Below are 19,924 nucleotides of genomic sequence, written 5' to 3'. Positions count from 1 at the left end.
CCGGCCCGCACCTGTGTTATCACTCTTTTTCGAGTGTGCACTGAAGCGGATGTTCATGCTGGCGAGCAAATGACAGCACCTGATTGACCTTTGTCTCGGCCACTTCATAGGTGAAAACGCCACATATGCCGACACCGCGCTGATGCACGTGCAGCATGACTTCTGTTGCCTGCTCCACATTCATACGGAAAAAGCGTTGCAATATATGCACCACAAACTCCATCGGTGTGAAATCATCGTTGAGGAGCAAGACTTTATACATGGATGGCTTTTTGGTCTTGGTGTCAGACCGCGTCAGCAGACCTGTGCCTGTGCCGCCATTATCGCCATCTTGTCTTTTGTCAGGCATCGATCCTCCGCAAAAATCCATACCTCCATAATGTAATGCATAAAGCTTCTTCTAAAAGAGTAAACATGCAGTGAAGGTATGAGATTTTCTTTTCCGTCAAATATGTCTTACAGGTTATCGGGCGCCTCAACGCCAGATTCGGCAAGTACGGCGACCAGTGTTTTCTTCAAGCGAACCAGTCCCTCTTCTGTTGACGCTTCGCACCGGGCCACCAACACGGCCTGTGTGTTTGAGGCACGCAGGAGCCACCAGCCATCATCGGTTTGCACCCGCACACCATCAACAGTGGACATATTGGCGCCCGCTGCTTCAAGCCGGGCTTTGACTTCCTTTACTACTTCGAACTTGCGGACCTCGTCACAATCAAAGCGGAGTTCCGGTGTATTGATTGCCGCTGGCAAGCCATCTTTGAGAGCCGCGAGATCACCACCCTGTTTCGCGATTGCGTTAAGGAACCGAAGGCCCGCGTATATCGCATCATCATGACCATAAAACTTATGTTTGTAGAAAATGTGGCCGGACATTTCCCCCGCGAGCGGTGCTTTCAGTTCAACCATTTTTGACTTGATCAACGAATGGCCGGTTTTCCACATAACGGGTTCCCCACCCAGTTCGCTGATACGGTCAAAGAGCGCCTGACTGGCCTTCACATCAGCAATGATGGGTGCGCCGGGCAACTCTGCCAGAAGGTCGCCAGCCATGATCGCCAGCATCTGGTCGCCCCAAACAACTCTACCCTTACTATCAACAGCTCCGATACGGTCGCCATCACCGTCGAACGACAGACCAATGTCACAACCATGTTCAGCTACCACGTCCTTGAGTTGCTCAAGGTTCTCCTCAACCGTTGGGTCAGCGTGGTGATTGGGGAATGTACCATCCACTTCGGCGTTGATCACGATGTGCTCGCCCGGCAACCGCTTGACCAGTGCTTCTATGGCGGGACCAGCGGCGCCATTGGCCGGGTCCCATGCCACATTGAACGACGCACCCTCATAGTCTCGCAACAATCGTTCAACATAGCGATCAAAGATATCCACCGCCTCGATCGATCCCTCGCCGACTTCAAAGTCGCCCGCATTCGCGGTCGCACCAAGCGCCTGAATCGCATCACCAAAACATGGTTTTTTGCCCAGCATCATCTTGAAGCCGTTATAGTTTGGTGGGTTGTGCGAGCCGGTCACCATGATGCCGCCATCGGTATCAAGCTCAAAAACGCCATAATACAACATGGGTGTTGCACCAAGGCCAATGTTGAGCACCTCAAGTCCTGTGCTGGCCAGGCCTTCCATCAATCGTGATGACAGCTCGGGGGAAGACACCCGGCCGTCATATCCCACACAGACCCGGCTGCCGCCCGCACGCCGCACATGGGTACCAAACGCCCGGCCAAGCGCAAAAGCGTCTGCAGAATGTAGGGTTTCCCCGACAATCCCGCGAACGTCATATTCACGGAGAACGGTTGAGTGGAAAAAATGCTCAGTCATCGAAATCTCTCAAAAAGTCGGAATAATGAATAGAGTTAAGGTGGCAGCCAGGCCTGCCAACGTCAATGCAGGAAGGCACAGAATAGTTGCGCAAAACTGCTCTATTTGCCCAGAAGCGCCTTACGGGCTTCATTCAGCTTGCTCGCCATCCAGTCGTTACCGCCCTTGTCTGGGTGATATTTTGCCATTAGCTGACGATAGGCGGCATTGATCTCCTGTTCACCCGCCCCCTCCCTGACGCCGAGCACCTCCCGCGCTTCCGATGGGCTCATCGGGCCGCTATCGTTGCGCCTGCCCGGCCCAGCGCGGCCTCGTGGCATGGATTTGGCCCCAAACATGCGCCAAGCCGCGAAGCCGATCGGCAAGATAGCCGCGAGCCCCTTTCCTGACGCCATCAACGCGAAGGTAAGAATTGCGCACACGGCAAGAATCGCCCAAAAGAGCGAGCTTTTGGCGGTTTTCACTTCGGCCTTCGCCCACCAGTTCAGCAACATCAGCAAGAGGAAGGCAAGGGCAAGGCCGACGATCAACCAGACAAACATCTCAGGAAACCTTCTCAGCTTGCCGGAACGGAAGGTTAAGCGAATCCATCAACTTACGGACCTCCTGTCTCGCGGCGACGTGGCTTAGGGATAAACCCTTGCCGTCAATCCCGCCTGCTTCCTTCAGATCCATGAGCGTAAGGCCTCGGAGAAACAGCTCACGATAGACCACCCGCTCGCCAAGGCCTGAAACGTGGCGAATGCCGATACGCTTTGTCAGTTCGTTCAAGACCTGCTCCACACGCTCCTTGTTCTTGGCATGCAGCGCGCCCACCCGGTTTCTAAGCACTACCCAGTCGATGGAACCCCCATCGGCCATGGCGCGGCGCTGTCTTGCTTTCCATACCATTTCGGCATACAGGCTGGGGCCATCAACCTTGTGGGTGTTGGCATTGACACGCGCTAGCAGATCCAGATCAACAAAGCTGTCATTTACAGGGGTGACCAGCGTATCAGCGGCCGTGTGCGCCAGACGCGAGAGGAAAGTATCACTGCCGGGGCAGTCAACCACCACCACATCAACCTTATCCATCAGGTTCATATAGGCTTCCTCGAAACGATTTTTTTCATCAGTTTCGGCTTCATCCGTCGTTCTGTAGGTCGACTTGGGAACAACCATTTCGACCGGCATCGGTAACGGGATTTTCTTCGCCGCCGCGTGCGCACGCCGGTTTTCGATATAGCGAGTGAGGCTTTTTTGCCGCGCATCAAGATCAATCGTACCAACGCGCCAACCCTCGCGCAGCAACGAAACCACGATATGCATGGCGGTTGTTGATTTACCTGAACCGCCTTTTTCATTCCCCAGAACAATAAGATAAGGCCGCCCTACGGGCAGATTATCTGGATTTGCCACACTATCCGGCACCGAGTTACCTCCACAACACACTACTTGACGACAGGGCTTGTCGTATGTTCGCCATAGCATTAGACGATCTTGCCGTTTGCCACTAGATTTATTAGCAAGGTATATAGAAGTTCTGGGGAAGGAGAAATGCTCATCGTGCGCATACGTGTACGAAAAACGTTTGTGATGATCGCGCTCATCTGTGTGCTCTTTGTCGGGCCCATAATGCTGGCGCGCTATTTGCTCGAATTATCCCGCCCCGACGCACTTGTGGGCGATCAGCCGAACTATCTGGCGCACCAATATCCGCCACGGGAAAAGAAAGAGATGTCTCCGCGCCTTGCCCGCCTCCTGCAAAAAGAAATGCATGCGGTCGAAGCGGTCCCCCGGATCTTTCTCGCGCGGTTGCCTGGTGACCTTCCCGACCTTGATAACGCACGAGAGAAGAAGCGACTTTTCACCTCCGCGATGCTGCCCATTATCCTGCGCGCCAACGAACTGATCATCGCTGATCGCGGTGTCCTGTTATCACTGAAGAAAAAAATGCTGAATGGTGCCGCCCTCAGGAACAGCGAAAAGAAATGGCTACAGTCCAAGGCTCGTCAATACCGTGTCAGGCGTCACACCAATTTCGCGCTTGCGGACATTGATCTTCTGATCTTCCGCTGTGATATTATTCCGCCTTCACTGGCGATTGCTCAGGCGGCCATGGAATCAGGCTGGGGCACCAGTCGTTTCGCACAAGCTGGCAACGCACTGTTTGGTGAGTGGGTATGGGGCGATGCCGATGGTTTGACCCCCCTTCAACGGGATGAGGGCAAAACACATAAAATCAAGAGCTTCGATTATCTTCTTGATAGCGTACTGAGCTATATGACCAACCTGAACCGGCATCCGAGCTATCGGGACTTGCGCTTGCGCCGCGCCGAGCTGCGGCAGCATAACCTGTCGGTTACCGGCGCAGCCCTAGCGCCAGCCCTAATCAGCTATTCCGAACGTGGGCCCGAATATGTCAGCGATATCCTGTCCATCATCAATTTCAATGGTCTGGACGGGCTAGACAGCGCGCAGCTCGCTTCCCATATCGAAGGATAATCATGAGCAAATCGATCCCCGTTGTACGCAGTGTCCAAGCGCTGCGTAACGTTGTGAAAGGATGGCGTGAAGAAGGCCATAGCGTCGGCCTCGTACCCACGATGGGTGCGCTGCACCACGGCCACCTGTCACTCGTGCGCGCGATTGCCGAAAAAGCCGACCGAATCATCGTGTCCATCTTTGTGAACCCAACCCAATTTGGCGAGGGAGAGGATTTCGACAAATATCCACGCACCGAGACGGAAGATCGAAAAAAACTCGCCAGCACACCAGCCAGTCTCGTGTTTGCGCCAAATGCCAGGGAAATGTATCCCTCAGGCTTCGCCAGCAAAGTGAATGTTGGTGGCATTTCGGAGCGGCTGGAAGGTGCGCTCCGCCCCGGACACTTTGACGGCGTTGCTACTGTTGTCAGCAAACTGCTCCTGCAAGCGATGCCGGATGTCGCCATTTTTGGCGAAAAAGACTATCAACAGCTGGCTGTCATCAGGCGCTTTGTGTCGGACCTGAATATTCCAGTGGAAATTATGGGCGGTACCTTGATCCGGGAAGCGGACGGCCTGGCCGCGTCGTCCCGTAACGCTTACCTGACCGATCAGGAGCGCCAAGTGGCAGCCACATTCAACATCGCCTTGAATGAGCTGACCGCGAAGGTCCAAAATGGCACCGATATCCGACAGGCGGAAAAAGAAGCGTGTGAGGCGCTTCTCAGTGCCGGTTTTCTCTCGGTGGACTATGTTGCTGTCGTTGATCCGGAAAGCCTGGAGCCACTGGATAGACTAGATCGCAACGCACGGGTGCTTGCAGTCGCCCGCATCGGCGGTGTCCGGCTATTGGACAATATGGCAATCAACAAGGCGTAAGCCTTCAGGCCAGCCCCTCCATAAACCACTCATAATTCTGGATTGGCTGCAGCGGCTCAACACCTGCAAGCACAAACCGGGTATCGCAGGACCAATCCTCGAAACGCTTCAGGAGGGGCCAGAAGTCCCGCGCCCAGCCCGGCTGCACAGTGTGAACCACAGTGACAAAATAGTCCGGAAAGCGGACATAGTCCCCGAAGCCCTCGCTGGCATCAATGATCAGCTTAGAGATGCGTCCCATTGTGCATACGCGCTCTACCAGCCGTACGCCGAAGTCGGCTGTCAACGGAGCAAGTTCACTCTTCACTTCCGCAACTACACGGTCCACCAGCCCCTGATTGAATACCAGGTGGTTTTCCACATCCCGGAAGGCGTCCCCCCTGACAGCATTTGCCGCTAAAAGCGCCCGACGCCTGAGGTCGCTTGGCAATTCCTGAAAGCCGCTGGCCATCCAGAAAGCAATACGTTTCCGCAGCCTTTCCACCGAACCACCCTTGATAACAAAGTCGTCACCGCCAGCACGCAGGCCTCCCCGGATAATCTCAATGTCGTCATACCCCGTGAGATAAATCACAGGCATGGTTTTCAATCCCTGCTTTTCGAGCGCATCCACGAAGTCAAAACCGCCCTCGCCCGGCATCTGCACATCGCTGATCACCAGCGAAGGTCGATGCTTGCGGGTCACCATCAGCGCTTCCTCGGCCGTTTCCGCAATCAGTGTCTCAAAACCAAACTGCCTGACGGCTGCGGCTTGCACCCGAAGCACAACCGGCTCGTCGTCAACTAGCAGTACAAGGCCGTTGTCCATACTGACACCCAGTTAGAGAAGAAATGCCGCGGCGATTCCGAGAAAGGCAAAGAAGCCGACAACGTCGGTAATGGTTGTAACAAACACACTGGAAGCAATTGCAGGGTCGGCCCCGGCCTTATTAAGGCCGATGGGAACCAGAACGCCGCTCAGCCCCGCAACAAACATATTAAAGACCATCGCAAAGGCGAAGACTAGCCCGAGCTTCATGTTACCAAACCAGGCCCACGCCATTGCGCCCGACACCACAGCCAGCACCAGACCATTCACCAGTGCCGCCATCATTTCCCGGTTCATAACACGGATGGCGTTGGTGCGGCTAAGCTCCTTGGTCGCAATAGCGCGCACGGCTACGGTCATGGTCTGTGTGCCCGCATTACCGCCCATGGAGGCAACGATCGGCATCAGGATAGCCAGCGCCACCATCTGCTCAATTGTAGCGTCAAAAAGACCGATCACGGCGGAGGCAAGCACGGCGGTACCCAGATTGATAAAAAGCCACAGGAACCGGCTTTTTGTGACCTCGATAAAATTCTCGTTCACGCCTGATTCTTCGCCAACACCCGCAAGTGCCAGAATATCTTCCTGCGCCTCGTCGCCGATTACCTCCACGATGTCATCCACCGTCACCACACCGACAAGGCGTTGCGAATCATCGACAACTGCCGCGGAGATCAGGTGGTACTTGGAGAATTGGTACGCCACTTCCTCCTGGTCGGCGGTGACCTTCACAAGATGTGGGTCGCCTTCCATAATGGACCCAATCGTCACATGGCGGTGAGTACGCATCACGCGCGACAGCGGCACCGTGCCCACCGCCCGGTGCGCGGGATCAACAACAAAGATATCGTAGAAATCGTCAGGAATGTCTTCATCTTCCGAGCGCAGGAAATCAATCGTCTGGCCAACGGTCCAGAATTCCGGCAGCGAGACAAAGTCCCGGCTCATCAAGCGGCCGGCTGATTCTTCCGGATAACTCAGGCTCTCCTCAATCGCGACCCGGTCATCCGCGGCAAGGGCCCGCAGGACCTCCTCCCGGTCTACCTCATCTAACTCCTCGAGTACGTAAACAGCATCGTCCGCCTCAAGCTCAGTTACCGCATCGGCGATAAGCTCGTTGGACATGTGTTGATATAGGTCATCCTGCGCGGCGCCCTCGACCTCGATCAATACATCGGGGTCAATACGTTCGCCCAAAAGTTCGATAAAGCCGACGCGCTGCGTTGACGGCAAGACTTCCAGAAGGTCAGCAACATCGGCGGCGTGCAGGTCAGCTACCAGTTCATACGCCCTGTCCGCATCTTCCTCGCGGACAGCGCTTTGAACCTGCTGGATAAATTCCTTGTCATGGTGGACTTCGGTTTCATCGTCGTCGGCATCGACGACAGCCTCGTCCTCAGGGAGTTCTTCTTCGGTCTGACGCGGATCTTGCCCGTTGTCTGTCATCTCGCGCTCCCCTTGCTTTGATGCCCATCGCCCGCCTGCTCTGCCGAAGCAGCCTCAAGCCCGATCATAATGTTACCTGACTATGCTTGATAAAAGAAAGCCTGTTCGGTTTCCAGTAGGCATTGAAAAAAAGACAAAATTGGGAGGGATCACAATAAACCCGCAAGAAACGAGATTGAATTCAGCCAATAAAAAAACCCGCAGGGATTTTCCCTGCGGGTTTTTATGGTGCGGTCGAGAAGACTCGAACTTCCACGGGTGTTACCCCACAGCGACCTCAACGCTGCGCGTCTACCAATTCCGCCACGACCGCGGGACGCGGCGCTTAACTATCAAGTTCGCATGGGGGCCGCAAGCGAAAAATTGCACATTTTTGAAACATTTTGAAAAAGGCTGGGAAGACGAGCGCTTTAAACCTGAAGCTGGCTCATCATCCGGGTAATGGATACGCCGATCTTTTCACCAACGATCATGATCTCCCCACGGGCAATCAGTTCGTTGTTGGCGTAGATCCAGCACTCGTCCTCGTGCTTGGCATCAAGATCAATCACGGCGCCACGGCCCATCTTCAGAAGTTGCCGCACAGGCATATGGGTGCGCCCCAGCACAACAGTAATCTCAACAGTGACGCGGTTGACGGCCTGATAATTCATGATAACCCCATTTGCCACACGGCACGTGCCGCAAGCGCTTTAACCGTAATATGTTTTCGGCAGCTTGCCACTTCTATCTTATCATTTCCTTAACCAAAACAAAGAAGAGCTTCAAGGCAGAAGCACAGGAAAGGCTTGGCCTCGCGCCCGCTTGGCGGTATTAAGGCCGCAATGTATCGGTTTTCCGGAGATTGAAGTCATGAGCACCCCTGCCCTGGAATGGCGAATCAGCGACGACCTTGTCAGTTATCCTGATGCGATTGAAGAAATGGAAAGCCGTGTCCGAGCCATCCGTGCGGGTGAAGCGCAGGAACTGGTTTGGCTGCTGGAGCATCCACCGCTTTATACCGCAGGCACCAGCGCTGACCCGATGGACCTTGTCGACCCTGACCGGTTCCCGGTATATGACGCGGGCCGCGGTGGGCAATATACCTACCATGGTCCCGGCCAACGGGTGGTCTATTTCCTTCTGGACCTCAAGAAACGTGGCCGCGACGTTCGGCAATTTGTCTATAGCCTTGAGGAAGTCATCGCGAGCACGATGGCCAGCTTCAATGTGAAGGCCGAGCGTCGCAAGGGTCGCGTCGGCCTGTGGGTTGAACGTGGTGACGGCCGTGAGGACAAAGTTGCTGCCATCGGTGTCCGTGTGCGTCAGTGGGTCACCTATCATGGTATCGCCATCAATGTGGCGCCCGACCTCAGCCACTTTGACGGCATTGTGCCCTGCGGCATCTCGGAACATGGCGTTACCAGCCTTGAAGACCTCGGCCTGCCGGTCACCATGGCTGATGTGGATGTTGCCCTTAAGGCAGCATTCGACGAGATATTCGGCATGGAGCCGCGCCGCATGACGCTTGAGTATCAGGAGGCACCAGAGGGTGCTTCGACCGCGCTCCCGTTTGAAGCTCAGCAAACAGAAAGTGGCGTGACAGATAATTCCGACCCAATTGAAGAAAACCACCCGGTTTTCCAGGTTTAGGGATCATACCGTCGGCTTGACGTCGAAACGCTCCGCCGTGATGCCTTTGGCGGCTTCAATCTCGATTTTGTCGACGCTGGCGTTCGGGGAGCCTTCGTGGCACAAGCCCAGCATTTCATCAACGTCTGGCCCCGGGCCGACAAACAGGGCCTCAACAGAGCCATCCGTTCTGTTTCGCACCCAGCCATAAAGGCCAAGTTTTTCCGCCTCACCTTTGGTCCAGTTGCGGTAAAAAACGCCGTGCACACGGCCGAAAATACGGACGCGGACGGCTACTTTTTTCTGGTCAGTATTGCTCATCAGAAAACTACCTCCGGCTCAGGAGGATAACACATCGGCCAGGCGCTTCATAAGGGCTCCACACCCCTGAAGTTCGCTGACCTCGATAAATTCGTCCGGCTTGTGAGCCTGCGCGATATCGCCGGGACCGCATACGACCGTCGGGAAATCGATGCTCTGGAAATGCCCGGCTTCTGTACCAAATGCCACAACCATGGTGTCATTTCGGTTGGCCAGCATTTTCGCCAGGGTTTCCGCGTCGGACCCCGGTGTTGCCGTCAGCGGCGGAAGATATGCCCATACTTCATTCTCGGCGTAACAGCCATCACCCCCGGCGGCGCGCAGGCGGGGGTTGAGTTTTTCATCAAGATACCGCTGGTAGCCATCAATAATCGCCTGACCATCAGTGCCCGGTACAAAACGGAACTCCCAGTCAAATTCACATTCGCCGGGAATGATGTTGAACGCACTGCCTCCTTTTATGGGGCCCACGTTAAAAGATGTATAGGGCGGGTCGAACATGTCGTCATGCACACCGCTTCGCCGCTCATGCATAGCATAGCCCGTGATCATACTGATCAACTCGGCGGCGGCCGCAACGGCATTCACACCGTCTTCAGGCCTGCTTGAATGTGCCTCAAGCCCGTAAATGCGGGTGCGGGAGACATACTGCCCCTTGTGGGCAGCGGCCACCTGCATGCTTGTCGGTTCCCCCACCACCACAAGGCGCGGCGTCGCACAATGTTCGCGCAGGTGCGGCAGCATAGCCTGAATACCCAGACAGCCGACTTCTTCGTCATAGGTGAAAGCCAAGTGGATCGGGCGCTTGAGGTTTGCAGCCTTGAATACCGGCACATAGGCAAGGCACACCGCAATGAACCCCTTCATATCTGCGGTCCCCCGCGCATGCAGCTTGCCAGCGCCACCCTCATGCAAGGTAAACGCATCCGTCGCCCAGTCCTGACCATCAATTGGTACAACATCGGTATGACCCGAAAGCACAACACCACCGGCCACATTGGGCCCGATGGTGGCAAGCAGGTTGGCTTTGTCGCCGCCAGCATTCCTGACCAACGTACTTTTGATGCCGTGGCTATGGAGATAAGTCTGGATATAATCGATCAGCGCGAGATTGGAATTGCGGCTGGTGGTATCAAACCCCACCAGCTTCGCCAGCATGGGCACGATGGCCGCGTTTGCCTGCGCTACGTCGCTCATTCAAACTCCAGGATCACAGCATCAACGGCAAGGCTGTCGCCCGCTGCAGCGTTGACCGCTTTCACGACACTGTCTTTTTCGGCGCGCAGAATGTTTTCCATTTTCATGGCTTCGACCACCGCAAGCGCCTGACCAGCTTTGACCTCATCGCCTTCTTCCACCGCGATAGACACAACAAGCCCCGGCATTGGGCACAAAAGAAGCTTTGATGTATCTGGTGCTTCTTTCTCCGGCATCAGGGCATGAAGCTTAGCCGCGCGCTCTGTCTGCACGCGGATATCCATCGTGACACCATCACATGTCAACATCAGGCCAAGCGGACGGCGATCAATTTCCATGGCAAATTCACGCTCTCCGATGCGGGCATAGAACACCGGGAGGCCGGGGCGCCAATCGCTCAGGATTGGCAGGCGTTTTTTGCCAATGGCAATCTCGGCATGGTCTTCTATCAGCAAGACACCGGTGACCACGTCCTCGCCGTCGATTGTCACGACCCATGGCTGTTCCTGAGGGCCGCGAGGTTCGGAGATCTGGCCATCAATCTGTGTCGCGCGCGAGACCTCAACCGCGTTGATGAAACTTGCCGCCGCGATCATCGCTTCCTTCACCTCGGCGCTTAGTGCACCGCCGGTGAAGCCGTCAGGGTATTCCTCGGCAATAAAGCCAGTCGTCATGTCGCCCTTCTGGAAGCGTGGGTGCGCCATCAGGGCGGCGAGGAATGGAATATTGTGTGCAATGCCACGGATGTAATATTCATCCAGCGCGCTACGCTGCGCTGCGATGGCTTCATCCCTCGTTTTGCCAGTGGTAACGAGCTTGGCAATCATCGGGTCATAGAACATGGAAATCTCAGCGCCTTCATAGACGCCCGTGTCCACGCGCACATGCTCGCTTTCTTCCGGCGGCAGGTAACGTGTCAGACGCCCGATGGACGGCAGGAAACCCCTGAGCGGGTCTTCCGCATACACTCGGGTCTCAACCGACCAACCGTTGAGCTTTACATCTTCCTGCTTGATCGAAAGCTTCTCGCCCGCTGCGACACGCAGCATCTGCTCCACGAGGTCGATACCTGTCACTTGTTCGGTGACCGGGTGTTCCACCTGGAGGCGCGTGTTCATCTCGAGGAAATAGAAGTTCTTGTGCTTGTCGACAATGAACTCCACGGTACCCGCGGAGCAGTAGTCAACAGCTTTGGAAAGCGCAACTGCCTGCTCTCCCATCGCCTTGCGGGTTTTTTCGTCAAGGAACGGGCTTGGCGCTTCCTCAACCACCTTCTGGTGGCGGCGCTGGATCGAACATTCACGCTCGCCCAGATATATCACATTGCCGTGCTTGTCGCCCAGCACCTGAATTTCGATGTGGCGTGGCTCTTCGACAAATTTTTCAATAAACACGCGATCATCGCCAAAGCTGGAACGGGCTTCATTCTGGGCAGACAGAAAACCTTCATGAGCTTCCTCGTCATTATAGGCAATACGCATGCCCTTGCCGCCACCGCCGGCAGACGCCTTAAGCATGACCGGGTAACCAATATCCGCTGAGATTTTAACCGCTTCGTCCGCGTCCTTGATGATGCCCATATGACCCGGCACGGTGGAAACACCAGCTTCGGCCGCAAGCTTCTTGGACGTAATCTTGTCGCCCATGGCATCGATTGCCTTGGGATCTGGGCCGATAAAGGCAATTCCCGCATCTTGCACAGCTTTCACAAAGCTCGCGCGCTCGGACAGGAAGCCATAGCCGGGGTGGATTGCCTCGGCTCCTGTATCCTTGGCTGCTTGCAAAATCTTGTCTGCCAGAAGATAGCTTTCAGCGGCCGCAGGCGGGCCTATATACACGGCTTCATCCGCCATTTCCACATGCAGCGCGTCTGCGTCCGCTTCAGAATAAACGGCCACGGTCTTGATACCGAACTTACGCGCAGTCTTCATGACCCGGCACGCAATTTCCCCCCGGTTGGCTATCAGGATCTTCTTAAACATGAAGTGCTTCCCTCACCTTTATGATTTCTTTTTGCGCGCGCGGGCAGCGAGGAACCAGGCCACGCCGACGACACCTGCGCCAATGATGAAATAAAATGTACTGCCGGCGGAGCTGAAAAACGCAGCGCCCAGCCCAAAACCAAATGCCGTGCCAAGGATCAGGCATGCGAGGCCAACCGAGCGAATTTCCGCCCGCTTGGCTGTGCCTGCGATATCCTTTTCAAGATCTTTTGGTAACGGACGTGCCACCAGCTTCTCCCTTAAAGTGGAATGTTGTCGTGCTTTTTCCAGGGGTTCTCAAGATGCTTGTTGGCAAGCTTCTTGAGACCACGGATGATGCGGCGACGAGTGGAATGCGGCATGATCACTTCGTCAATGAATCCGCGCTGGGCAGCAACAAACGGGTTGGCAAAGTGATCTTCATATTCCTTGGTGCGCGCGGCAATCTTTTCCGGATCATCCTTTTCCTTGCGGTACAGGATTTCCACAGCGCCCTTCGCGCCCATCACGGCAATCTCGGCCGTCGGCCATGCGTAGTTAAGGTCGCCGCGCAAGTGCTTGGACGCCATCACATCATACGCGCCGCCATAGGCTTTGCGCGTAATTACGGTGATTTTCGGCACCGTCGCTTCGCCGTATGCAAACAACAGCTTGGCACCATGCTTGATGATACCGCCATATTCCTGCGCCGTGCCCGGCAGGAAACCCGGCACATCCACAAGGGTGACAATGGGAATGTTGAAACAGTCGCAGAAGCGCACAAACCGCGCTGCTTTTTTTGAACTGTCGATGTCAAGGCAACCTGCCAGCACCATCGGCTGGTTGGCGACAATGCCGACAGTCTCACCGTCCATGCGCGCAAGGCCTATGATGATGTTGCCTGCGTGGCGTGGCTGAAGCTCAAAGAAGTCACCTTCATCGACAACCTTCTCAATCACTTCATGCATGTCATACGGCTTGTTGGCGTTTGACGGCACCACACTGTCCAGCGACGCCTCGATACGGTCTGGCCGGTCAAAGGTGGGTCGCACCGGTGGCTTTTCCCGGTTATTGAGCGGCAGGAAATCAAAGAAACGCCGCAGTTGTGCCAGCGCTTCAACATCATTTTCGAAAGACTTGTCCGCCACGCCGGATTTGGTGGTGTGTGTTGACGCGCCGCCAAGCTCTTCCTGCGTTACTACTTCGTTTGTTACAGTTTTCACCACATCAGGGCCGGTGACAAACATGTAGGAACTGTCCTCCACCATGAAGATGAAATCCGTCATTGCGGGACTATAAACCGCACCACCCGCGCATGGCCCCATGATCATGGAGATTTGCGGTACAACACCGGACGCCAGCACGTTTTTCTGAAATACGTCAGCATACCCGCCCAGCGCCGCGACACCTTCCTGAATACGGGCGCCACCACTGTCGTTCAGCCCAATCACGGGTGCGCCAACCTTCATGGCCATATCCATGACCTTGATGATTTTCTGAGCGTGTGTAGCCGACAGCGAACCACCGAAAACGGTGAAATCCTGGCTGTAAACGTAGACCAGTCGGCCATTGATAGTACCCGAGCCGGTGACAACACCGTCGCCCGGATATTTGGTTTCCGCCATACCGAAATCAGTGCAGCGGTGCTCCACAAACATATCGTATTCTTCGAAGCTCTCTTCATCGAGCAGCAGGTCAATGCGTTCGCGGGCGGTCAACTTGCCACGTGCATGTTGCGCATCGATCCGGGCTTGGCCACCACCCATACGGGCGTCATGGCGCTTAAGCTCCAGGCGTTCCAGGATTTCTTTCATATGCTCCCTTCCCTCAGACTGTGGGGTAGCACTCCCTTGCCACCCAAGCCAAAATCGTTCTTATCTTCTCAGGCGGATGCTTTCCAGCTATTTATTTCGCAGGTGCGAAATAAACTCTGCGGCTGCAACAAGCTCACCATGCAACTTTTCGCGCTTTTCCTCGACTTCCCAGTCAGTTCCCCAATTGCTTTCCTGATGCACTGCATCAAGGATGCTGGCCCGCCAGACTGCATCAAGTGGGCTGTGGTCCTCCAAAAAAGCCAGAGCAAGCACAAGAGATCCCAAGGCGCTCGTTACCGCATGCAGTGCTGTCAGTTCAAACGCATTGTACCCTCGAACGACCGCGGCATACTTTTCAAGCGCTTCTGCATCCTGACGCACTGGCATGATGCCAGAGGTAACTTCAAGCGCGACACCATAACGTTCTGCCGCCCATTTGAGGTAGGGATCCCAAACCTCCTGTTGCATTTCAACCAGTTCCGCTGGCTCAGCCGCCCGGTAACACAGCAGGTCTGTGCCCGCGAAACCTGCAATCTCTCCAACTACCGCGTCATGGTGTTTTGTCACCCGGTCAAGCGCGGTGTTCGCAAAACGAGTCTGGTGCATGGTGTCCGGCTGGACGGTCTCTTCCTGCGCACGCCACTCTGCGGCAATGGCCTCCGCCATCGCCTGCGTGGGCAACACAAGCGTCGCCCGGCCCGGCGTTTTGACAAGGCGGCCGTCAAGCGTGATGACATAACCATTGCCTGCAGCTTCCACGGAAACAGTTTTATAGAATTTTTTCATATAGTTAGCAGCTATTCTTCGTCGTTATTCTGCGTATTTGGACGAGCCTTTTCGGCCTTCATCTGCCGGGTGACCTCTGCATAGTGGCGGCGCGAATGGCGGGCCGTCTTGCGCTGGGTATTCTGGCGCTTTTCAGCCAAGCCTGTCTCAACGTGAAAACTTCCCGTGTAGCTCATGCTCGACTTTTCAGTTTTACGCTGCTTTTTCAGCACGCTATCGAAGCCAAGGAGGCGGTTTCCCATCCGGGGCACCCGGTAAAAAAGGATAAAAACCAGCGTGCTCAGCACAAGAAAGCCCAGCACGAAGGCAAAGGCGATACTCCCCTCTCCTCGCGAACCGACAAGCAAATCCTCAAACAGATAGACGCCGATAGCGCCCAAGCACAAAATACCGGCCACAACCAGAAAACCGATGCGTGGTTTAAGTGCGTCGGCCTGCAACTCATTTTGTTCCTGTTTCATCTCACCACCCTATTGTGCTTTTATGCTGTACCGATCAGCGCTTCGACGTGAGCCGGGATATCATAAAAGCTGGACATCACTTCAACAGCGCCCGCAGCCTGAAGTTCATCACCCGCATGATAACCCCAGTCAACCCCAAGGGCATGCGCACGGGCGTTGCGCGCCATCATCATATCAAATGTCGTATCGCCGATCATCATGGTCACGCCCTCCGCGCTGCCCGCCTCGACAATTGCGGTTTGCACCATGGACGGATGTGGTTTTGAGGGGTGTGCATCTGCGGTCTGCAAGGTTACGAACAAATGGCCAAGGCCATGCTCATCAAGCACACGCTTGAGCCCCCGCATGCTGTTCCCTGTTGCCACACCAAGCAGATACCCCTCAGCATTTAACGATTCCAACACTTCGCGCGTGCCCTGATAAAGCGGGTCAGGTCCCGCCCCCTCCTCAACGCGCAGGCGGTAGAACACACCTTTGTAAAACTCAGCCATCTCGGTGTGCAGTTCGGTCTCAGCATCGGGCAGCAAGGTCGCAATTGCCTCAACAAGGCTTAGCCCCACGATGCGCCTGACAGCCAGGTCATCAAGCGTCGGCAACCCACGGGAGGCAAATGTTTCATGCATGGCGCTGACAATCATATGCTGGCTGTCCACAAGAGTGCCATCACAGTCAAAAATCACCAGTTTATTGTGTGCCGCCACGCCTTATTCCTCCGCGAGCGGATCTTCGTAGAACTCAACACCGAAGCCAAGCATCTCGAAGCTTGCCGCCATATGGGCCGGTAAGGGCGCTGTCACGCTCATGCGGCCACCTTCGGGATGCGGGAAGCTGACTGAGTGGCTGTGCAGGTGCAGTTTTTTTGAAATTGCGCCTGAAAGGAAGGCATCCGCCCCGCCATATTTGCCGTCCCCCACGATCGGGTGACCCATTTCTGCACAGTGCAGCCGCAACTGATGGGTACGCCCGGTATGCGGCTTAAGCGCAAGCCACGCTGCCTGTGGGCCAGCATTGTCCACAACAGCATAGTCCGTCAGCGAATGCTGGCCGTCATTGCTGACGACCATACGTTCGTTGCCTTTAATCGGCGCCTTGGACATTTTAAGAATGATACGTCCGTCACGCTGTTTGGGACAGCCCATCACCAGCGCCCAGTAGCGTTTGTCGGTTTCTTTGGTCTTGAATGCGTTCGCCAGCGCCGCAGTTGCGTTGGGCGTGCGCCCAAGCAACAGAACACCCGAAGTATCCTTATCCAGCCGGTGCACAAGGCGTGGCCGATGGTGGCTGCCAAAACGCAGCGCGTCCAGCATGCCGTCCAGATGCTTGGTCTGTCCCGTGCCGCCCTGCGTGGGCAGGCCAGCGGGCTTGTTGATGGCAATCACGTCATCATCGCGGTACAATACCCATGACTGCGCCTCGGCGATCTCGGCATCGGTCATGCGGCGTTTGGGCGTGCGCTCAGGCAACTCATTGGCGGCATCACCAAGCGGCGGCACGCGGATAATTTGCCCGGGTTCAATACGTTCGTCGCCCTTGACGCGCTTGCTATCAAGGCGAACTTCGCCTTTGCGCATCATTTTCTGCAACCGGCCAAAGCTGACCAAAGGGTAATGCCGCTTGAACCAGCGGTCGATACGGATACCCGCATCATCCTTGTGTACTGTAACGTTTTCAACACCACTCATAGCAATACCCGCCCAAGCCAAATTCCAATAAAAAGCGCTGCAAGCCCCAGCGCCAGAGAGCCAAAGGCATAAACCGCCGCGCTGCTCCAGTCACCCCTTTCAATCAACATCGCTGTTTCCAGCGAGTAGGTTGAAAATGTCGTGAAACCGCCCAACAGGCCCACAGTCAGAAAACCGCGCAATTCCTGACTTGTCTGGAACTTGACCGCAAAAGCAGTAATCAAAAGCCCCATCAACAGGCTCCCCACCACATTCACCACAAAGGTGCCGTAAGGAAAGCTTGAGCCAAATGCGCGAAAGACATAACCGGCGGCATAGTGCCGGGATACCGCACCAAGCGCGCCCCCCGCGGCGATTGCAAGCACCATCTGCATGCGATCCGTATCCTTTTTAAACGATGCCGAAGATCCAGCCTTCGGTGCGGCGCACCATAGCGGAGAGTTCTGGCGGATTCCAGTATTTGCGCTCGGGCGCGATATGACGCAGCGCGGCGGCGGTCAAGATTGCATCCGCCTTGTGGTCATCAAACGCCATGCCGATACGGGGTTCCTTTTCAATACCAAAGGCTTGCAGGATACTCGTCAGGGCCGCCCGGTCGCGTACCTTGCCCCGATGTGACCCAAGGGCGGCAAAAGCGGCCGCATAAATTTCCACCACCACAACGGGTGCGCTGGTGGGATCATCAAATGGCCAAATCGCAATGTGGTCCGCGTCATTCAACTCATGCAGCATTGCCATGGTAGACAGGCCCGAGAGGCCGACCTGGCTGGGGCCGATCAGGTGAAACACACTCTCACAGGGGCCTGCACCCGAGGCAACCGCCAGATTTTCAGCCACCCGCATGCGGCGTCTATAGCGCGTGCCCCGGTGGCCAACGCGCAGATAATGGTCCGAATGCAAGTCCACGAACGGGCCACCATAAAAATCAATGTCACGCCCACACAGTGTGCGAACAGTGTGCCAAAGGTGTGCGACATCTGTCGGAGCTCCCGCAACCGGGAAATATCGGCCCTCATCCATGAAAGGCATGCCAAAAGACGAGTCGATGCCCACCAGCACACGCTCACCCTTCCGTCGGCCAATGCGCGCGGACAACCAGTCAGAAAGCTCGGCCCGGCTCCAGCGATTGTGCCCGGATGGCGGATCAACAAGGTCTGGCGACCCCATGCCATCTGTACATAAGGCAACAGCAAGGCCTGCGTGCCTCACGCCCTTGGCACCCGTCCAGTCGATGCCGACAAATTTGTTAAATGGCTGCACACGCGACCTGGTTTCATGTTCATTCCCAAGCGGGACTATAACATGAAACCAGGCCCTTAGCCCATAGGATGCCAGCCTTATCCGTGTGGTTTCTTCGCCCCGTAATCCGCCCGTAGGCGGTTAAAATATTCAAGCCGTTTCTGCACTTCGCGTTCGAACCCGCGGGCAACGGGCCGGTAAAAGTTCTCCCGCTTCATATCGTCCGGGAAATAGCTCTGGCCCGATACGCCGGCCTCGGTGTCGTGGTCATACGCATAGCCCGCCCCGTAGCCCATGTCTTTCATCATTTTGGTGGGGGCATTCAGGATATGCGCGGGCGGCATCAGGCTACCGGTTGCCTTTGCGCTACGCTTCGCTGCTTTCTCTGCCTTGTAGGCCGCGTTCGACTTGGGCGCGGTAGCAAGATAAAGCACAGCCTGTACGACCTGTAATTCCCCTTCCGGGCTGCCAAGGAATTCGTAGGCGTCCTTCGCGGCGAGCGCCTGATGGATAGCCTCGGGGTCCGCAAGGCCAATATCTTCGCTGGCGAAGCGCACAAGGCGGCGGATGACATACAAGGGGTCTTCCCCCGCGACAAGCATACGCGTGGCCCAATAGAGCGCGGCGTCAGGGTCAGAGCCCCTGAGCGATTTGTGCAGCGCAGAGATAAGATTGTAATGCCCGTCCCGATCCTTGTCGTAGCTTGGCGCACGCTTTTGCAGCAGGGCGGCCAGTGCCGACGGGTCCAGTGTTTCATCGCCCGCGAGATCGTAAAGCGTTTCAACACAGTTGAGAAGAAACCGCCCATCACCGTCCGCCATTGCCTTGAGCGCGGTGCGCGCATCATCGTCCAGTGGTAGCGGGGCCTCAAGCTCAGTCTCTGCGCGGGTCAACAGCTCCTCAAGCGCGGCATCGTCATGGCGGTTCAGCACCAGAACCTGCATCCGCGATAGAAGCGCGCTGTTGATCTCAAATGATGGGTTTTCGGTGGTCGCCCCGATCAGGATAATGGTGCCATCTTCCACATAGGGCAGGAAACCGTCCTGCTGCGAGCGGTTAAACCGGTGGATCTCATCCACGAACAAAAGTGTGCCGCGCCCGCCCATGCGCCGCGCCTTCGCCGCCTCAAAAACCTTCTTGAGGTCCGCCACACCTGAGAAGATGGCTGATATCTGCTCAAAAGCCAACTCCCCATGGCCCGCCAGAAGCCGCGCAATGGTCGTCTTGCCGGTCCCCGGTGGTCCCCATAGGATAAGTGAAGAGAGACGCCCTGTCGCCGCCATACGGCCAAGCGCCCCCTTGCTGCCAAGAAGATGGTCCTGACCAACGACGTCATCAAGCGATTTGGGGCGCAGACGGTCTGCCAGCGGGCGTGGCGTGCCGTCATCCACACCCGCGCTTTCAAAAAGGTCGCTCAT

At 55.9% G+C, this 19,924-nt stretch carries 21 protein-coding genes, 1 tRNA gene and 1 pseudogene; 3 read left to right on the top strand and 20 right to left on the bottom strand.

Annotation, left to right across the window (positions count from 1 at the left end; translation table 11 throughout):
• Positions 1-19: 19 nt before the first annotated feature.
• The 4 genes from clpS to OEU85_RS09515 form a co-directional block, all read right to left on the bottom strand.
• Positions 20-349 carry an ATP-dependent Clp protease adapter ClpS gene (clpS, locus tag OEU85_RS09530; protein WP_262691242.1) on the bottom strand — a complete coding sequence of 110 codons (330 nt, stop codon included), beginning with the start codon at positions 347-349 and terminating at the stop codon, positions 20-22.
• 107 nt (positions 350-456) lie between these two features.
• Entirely contained in the window at positions 457-1,836 is a 1,380-nt protein-coding gene (gene pgmG / locus OEU85_RS09525; RefSeq protein ID WP_262691241.1) for a phosphoglucomutase/phosphomannomutase PgmG, read from the bottom strand.
• Positions 1,837-1,937: 101 nt separating this feature from the next.
• Positions 1,938-2,378: a J domain-containing protein gene (locus tag OEU85_RS09520; RefSeq protein WP_262691240.1), complete on the bottom strand. Its 441-nt coding sequence runs from the start codon at positions 2,376-2,378 to the stop codon at positions 1,938-1,940.
• A gap of 1 nt (position 2,379) precedes the next feature.
• Complete coding sequence (locus OEU85_RS09515; protein ID WP_262691239.1) at positions 2,380-3,246, bottom strand: division plane positioning ATPase MipZ; 867 nt, start codon at positions 3,244-3,246, stop codon at positions 2,380-2,382.
• 126 nt (positions 3,247-3,372) lie between these two features.
• Here OEU85_RS09515 and OEU85_RS09510 point away from each other — a divergent pair, with 126 nt between their 5' ends.
• Positions 3,373-4,320: a glucosaminidase domain-containing protein gene (locus OEU85_RS09510; RefSeq protein ID WP_262691238.1), complete on the top strand. Its 948-nt coding sequence runs from the start codon at positions 3,373-3,375 to the stop codon at positions 4,318-4,320.
• Between the two features lie 2 nt (positions 4,321-4,322).
• On the top strand, positions 4,323-5,180 hold the full coding sequence (gene panC / locus OEU85_RS09505; protein ID WP_262691237.1) for a pantoate--beta-alanine ligase: 858 nt from the start codon (positions 4,323-4,325) through the stop codon (positions 5,178-5,180).
• 4 nt (positions 5,181-5,184) lie between these two features.
• Here panC and OEU85_RS09500 read toward each other — a convergent pair whose 3' ends face one another.
• The 4 genes from OEU85_RS09500 to OEU85_RS09485 form a co-directional block, all read right to left on the bottom strand.
• The gene (locus OEU85_RS09500; protein ID WP_262691236.1) at positions 5,185-5,988 is read right to left on the bottom strand and encodes a response regulator; all 804 of its coding nucleotides are present in this window, start codon (positions 5,986-5,988) and stop codon (positions 5,185-5,187) included.
• A gap of 12 nt (positions 5,989-6,000) precedes the next feature.
• Positions 6,001-7,434 (bottom strand): magnesium transporter, encoded by a 1,434-nt coding sequence (mgtE, locus tag OEU85_RS09495; RefSeq protein ID WP_262691235.1) that lies wholly within the window; start codon positions 7,432-7,434, stop codon positions 6,001-6,003.
• A 226-nt stretch (positions 7,435-7,660) separates the two neighbouring features.
• Positions 7,661-7,747: transfer RNA gene (locus OEU85_RS09490), tRNA-Leu, on the bottom strand.
• 97 nt (positions 7,748-7,844) lie between these two features.
• Positions 7,845-8,087: a FliM/FliN family flagellar motor switch protein gene (locus OEU85_RS09485; RefSeq protein ID WP_262691234.1), complete on the bottom strand. Its 243-nt coding sequence runs from the start codon at positions 8,085-8,087 to the stop codon at positions 7,845-7,847.
• A gap of 214 nt (positions 8,088-8,301) precedes the next feature.
• Between OEU85_RS09485 and lipB the strand changes: the two are divergent.
• Positions 8,302-8,928, top strand: a pseudogene (gene lipB / locus OEU85_RS09480) (lipoyl(octanoyl) transferase LipB); the annotation flags it as partial.
• Positions 8,929-9,069: 141 nt separating this feature from the next.
• Here lipB and OEU85_RS09475 read toward each other — a convergent pair.
• The 12 genes from OEU85_RS09475 to OEU85_RS09420 all read right to left on the bottom strand — a co-directional run bounded on the left by OEU85_RS09475 (position 9,070) and on the right by OEU85_RS09420 (position 19,924).
• Positions 9,070-9,366, bottom strand: coding sequence for an acylphosphatase (locus OEU85_RS09475; RefSeq protein ID WP_262691232.1), 297 nt, complete (start codon positions 9,364-9,366; stop codon positions 9,070-9,072).
• Positions 9,367-9,384: 18 nt separating this feature from the next.
• Positions 9,385-10,563, bottom strand: coding sequence for an acetylornithine deacetylase (argE, locus tag OEU85_RS09470; protein WP_262691231.1), 1,179 nt, complete (start codon positions 10,561-10,563; stop codon positions 9,385-9,387).
• Positions 10,560-12,545, bottom strand: coding sequence for an acetyl-CoA carboxylase biotin carboxylase subunit (gene accC / locus OEU85_RS09465; RefSeq protein ID WP_262691230.1), 1,986 nt, complete (start codon positions 12,543-12,545; stop codon positions 10,560-10,562). The genes argE and accC overlap by 4 nt, the downstream gene beginning before the upstream one ends.
• An 18-nt stretch (positions 12,546-12,563) precedes the next feature.
• Positions 12,564-12,794: a hypothetical protein gene (locus OEU85_RS09460; RefSeq protein WP_262691229.1), complete on the bottom strand. Its 231-nt coding sequence runs from the start codon at positions 12,792-12,794 to the stop codon at positions 12,564-12,566.
• Between the two features lie 11 nt (positions 12,795-12,805).
• Positions 12,806-14,338, bottom strand: a complete 1,533-nt coding sequence (locus OEU85_RS09455) for an acyl-CoA carboxylase subunit beta (protein ID WP_262691228.1) — start codon at positions 14,336-14,338, stop codon at positions 12,806-12,808.
• 87 nt (positions 14,339-14,425) lie between these two features.
• The gene (locus tag OEU85_RS09450; RefSeq protein WP_262691227.1) at positions 14,426-15,124 is read right to left on the bottom strand and encodes an ATP12 family chaperone protein; all 699 of its coding nucleotides are present in this window, start codon (positions 15,122-15,124) and stop codon (positions 14,426-14,428) included.
• An 11-nt stretch (positions 15,125-15,135) separates the two neighbouring features.
• Positions 15,136-15,564, bottom strand: coding sequence for a hypothetical protein (locus OEU85_RS09445; RefSeq protein WP_262691226.1), 429 nt, complete (start codon positions 15,562-15,564; stop codon positions 15,136-15,138).
• Between the two features lie 41 nt (positions 15,565-15,605).
• Positions 15,606-16,286: an HAD-IA family hydrolase gene (locus tag OEU85_RS09440; protein ID WP_262691225.1), complete on the bottom strand. Its 681-nt coding sequence runs from the start codon at positions 16,284-16,286 to the stop codon at positions 15,606-15,608.
• 3 nt (positions 16,287-16,289) lie between these two features.
• A complete protein-coding gene (locus OEU85_RS09435; protein WP_262691224.1) occupies positions 16,290-17,267 on the bottom strand; it encodes an RluA family pseudouridine synthase in 978 nt (325 codons plus the stop codon).
• Positions 17,264-17,641 carry a fluoride efflux transporter CrcB gene (gene crcB, locus OEU85_RS09430; protein WP_262691223.1) on the bottom strand — a complete coding sequence of 126 codons (378 nt, stop codon included), beginning with the start codon at positions 17,639-17,641 and terminating at the stop codon, positions 17,264-17,266. Before crcB ends, OEU85_RS09435 begins: the two co-directional genes overlap by 4 nt.
• A gap of 16 nt (positions 17,642-17,657) precedes the next feature.
• Positions 17,658-18,527 (bottom strand): hypothetical protein, encoded by an 870-nt coding sequence (locus tag OEU85_RS09425; RefSeq protein WP_262691222.1) that lies wholly within the window; start codon positions 18,525-18,527, stop codon positions 17,658-17,660.
• Positions 18,528-18,604: 77 nt separating this feature from the next.
• Entirely contained in the window at positions 18,605-19,924 is a 1,320-nt protein-coding gene (locus tag OEU85_RS09420; protein ID WP_262691221.1) for a replication-associated recombination protein A, read from the bottom strand.

This window comes from Kordiimonas aestuarii (genome assembly GCF_025574465.1).
In the GTDB taxonomy this organism is placed as follows: Bacteria; Pseudomonadota; Alphaproteobacteria; order Sphingomonadales; family Kordiimonadaceae; genus Kordiimonas; species Kordiimonas aestuarii.
The sequence above is the reverse complement of the archived record's forward strand: the minus strand, read 5'-3'. Positions and strand labels throughout refer to the sequence as shown.

Coding starts and splice junctions, on each gene's coding strand:
- clpS (WP_262691242.1), bottom strand. CDS start 349: ATGCCTGACAAAAGACAAGATGGCGATAATGGCGGCACAGGCACAGGT.
- pgmG (WP_262691241.1), bottom strand. CDS start 1,836: ATGACTGAGCATTTTTTCCACTCAACCGTTCTCCGTGAATATGACGTT.
- OEU85_RS09520 (WP_262691240.1), bottom strand. CDS start 2,378: ATGTTTGTCTGGTTGATCGTCGGCCTTGCCCTTGCCTTCCTCTTGCTG.
- OEU85_RS09510 (WP_262691238.1), top strand. CDS start 3,373: ATGCTCATCGTGCGCATACGTGTACGAAAAACGTTTGTGATGATCGCG.
- panC (WP_262691237.1), top strand. CDS start 4,323: ATGAGCAAATCGATCCCCGTTGTACGCAGTGTCCAAGCGCTGCGTAAC.
- OEU85_RS09500 (WP_262691236.1), bottom strand. CDS start 5,988: ATGGACAACGGCCTTGTACTGCTAGTTGACGACGAGCCGGTTGTGCTT.
- mgtE (WP_262691235.1), bottom strand. CDS start 7,434: ATGACAGACAACGGGCAAGATCCGCGTCAGACCGAAGAAGAACTCCCT.
- OEU85_RS09485 (WP_262691234.1), bottom strand. CDS start 8,087: ATGAATTATCAGGCCGTCAACCGCGTCACTGTTGAGATTACTGTTGTG.
- OEU85_RS09475 (WP_262691232.1), bottom strand. CDS start 9,366: ATGAGCAATACTGACCAGAAAAAAGTAGCCGTCCGCGTCCGTATTTTC.
- argE (WP_262691231.1), bottom strand. CDS start 10,563: ATGAGCGACGTAGCGCAGGCAAACGCGGCCATCGTGCCCATGCTGGCG.
- accC (WP_262691230.1), bottom strand. CDS start 12,545: ATGTTTAAGAAGATCCTGATAGCCAACCGGGGGGAAATTGCGTGCCGG.
- OEU85_RS09455 (WP_262691228.1), bottom strand. CDS start 14,338: ATGAAAGAAATCCTGGAACGCCTGGAGCTTAAGCGCCATGACGCCCGT.
- OEU85_RS09450 (WP_262691227.1), bottom strand. CDS start 15,124: ATGAAAAAATTCTATAAAACTGTTTCCGTGGAAGCTGCAGGCAATGGT.
- OEU85_RS09435 (WP_262691224.1), bottom strand. CDS start 17,267: ATGAGTGGTGTTGAAAACGTTACAGTACACAAGGATGATGCGGGTATC.
- crcB (WP_262691223.1), bottom strand. CDS start 17,641: ATGCAGATGGTGCTTGCAATCGCCGCGGGGGGCGCGCTTGGTGCGGTA.
- OEU85_RS09420 (WP_262691221.1), bottom strand. CDS start 19,924: ATGAGCGACCTTTTTGAAAGCGCGGGTGTGGATGACGGCACGCCACGC.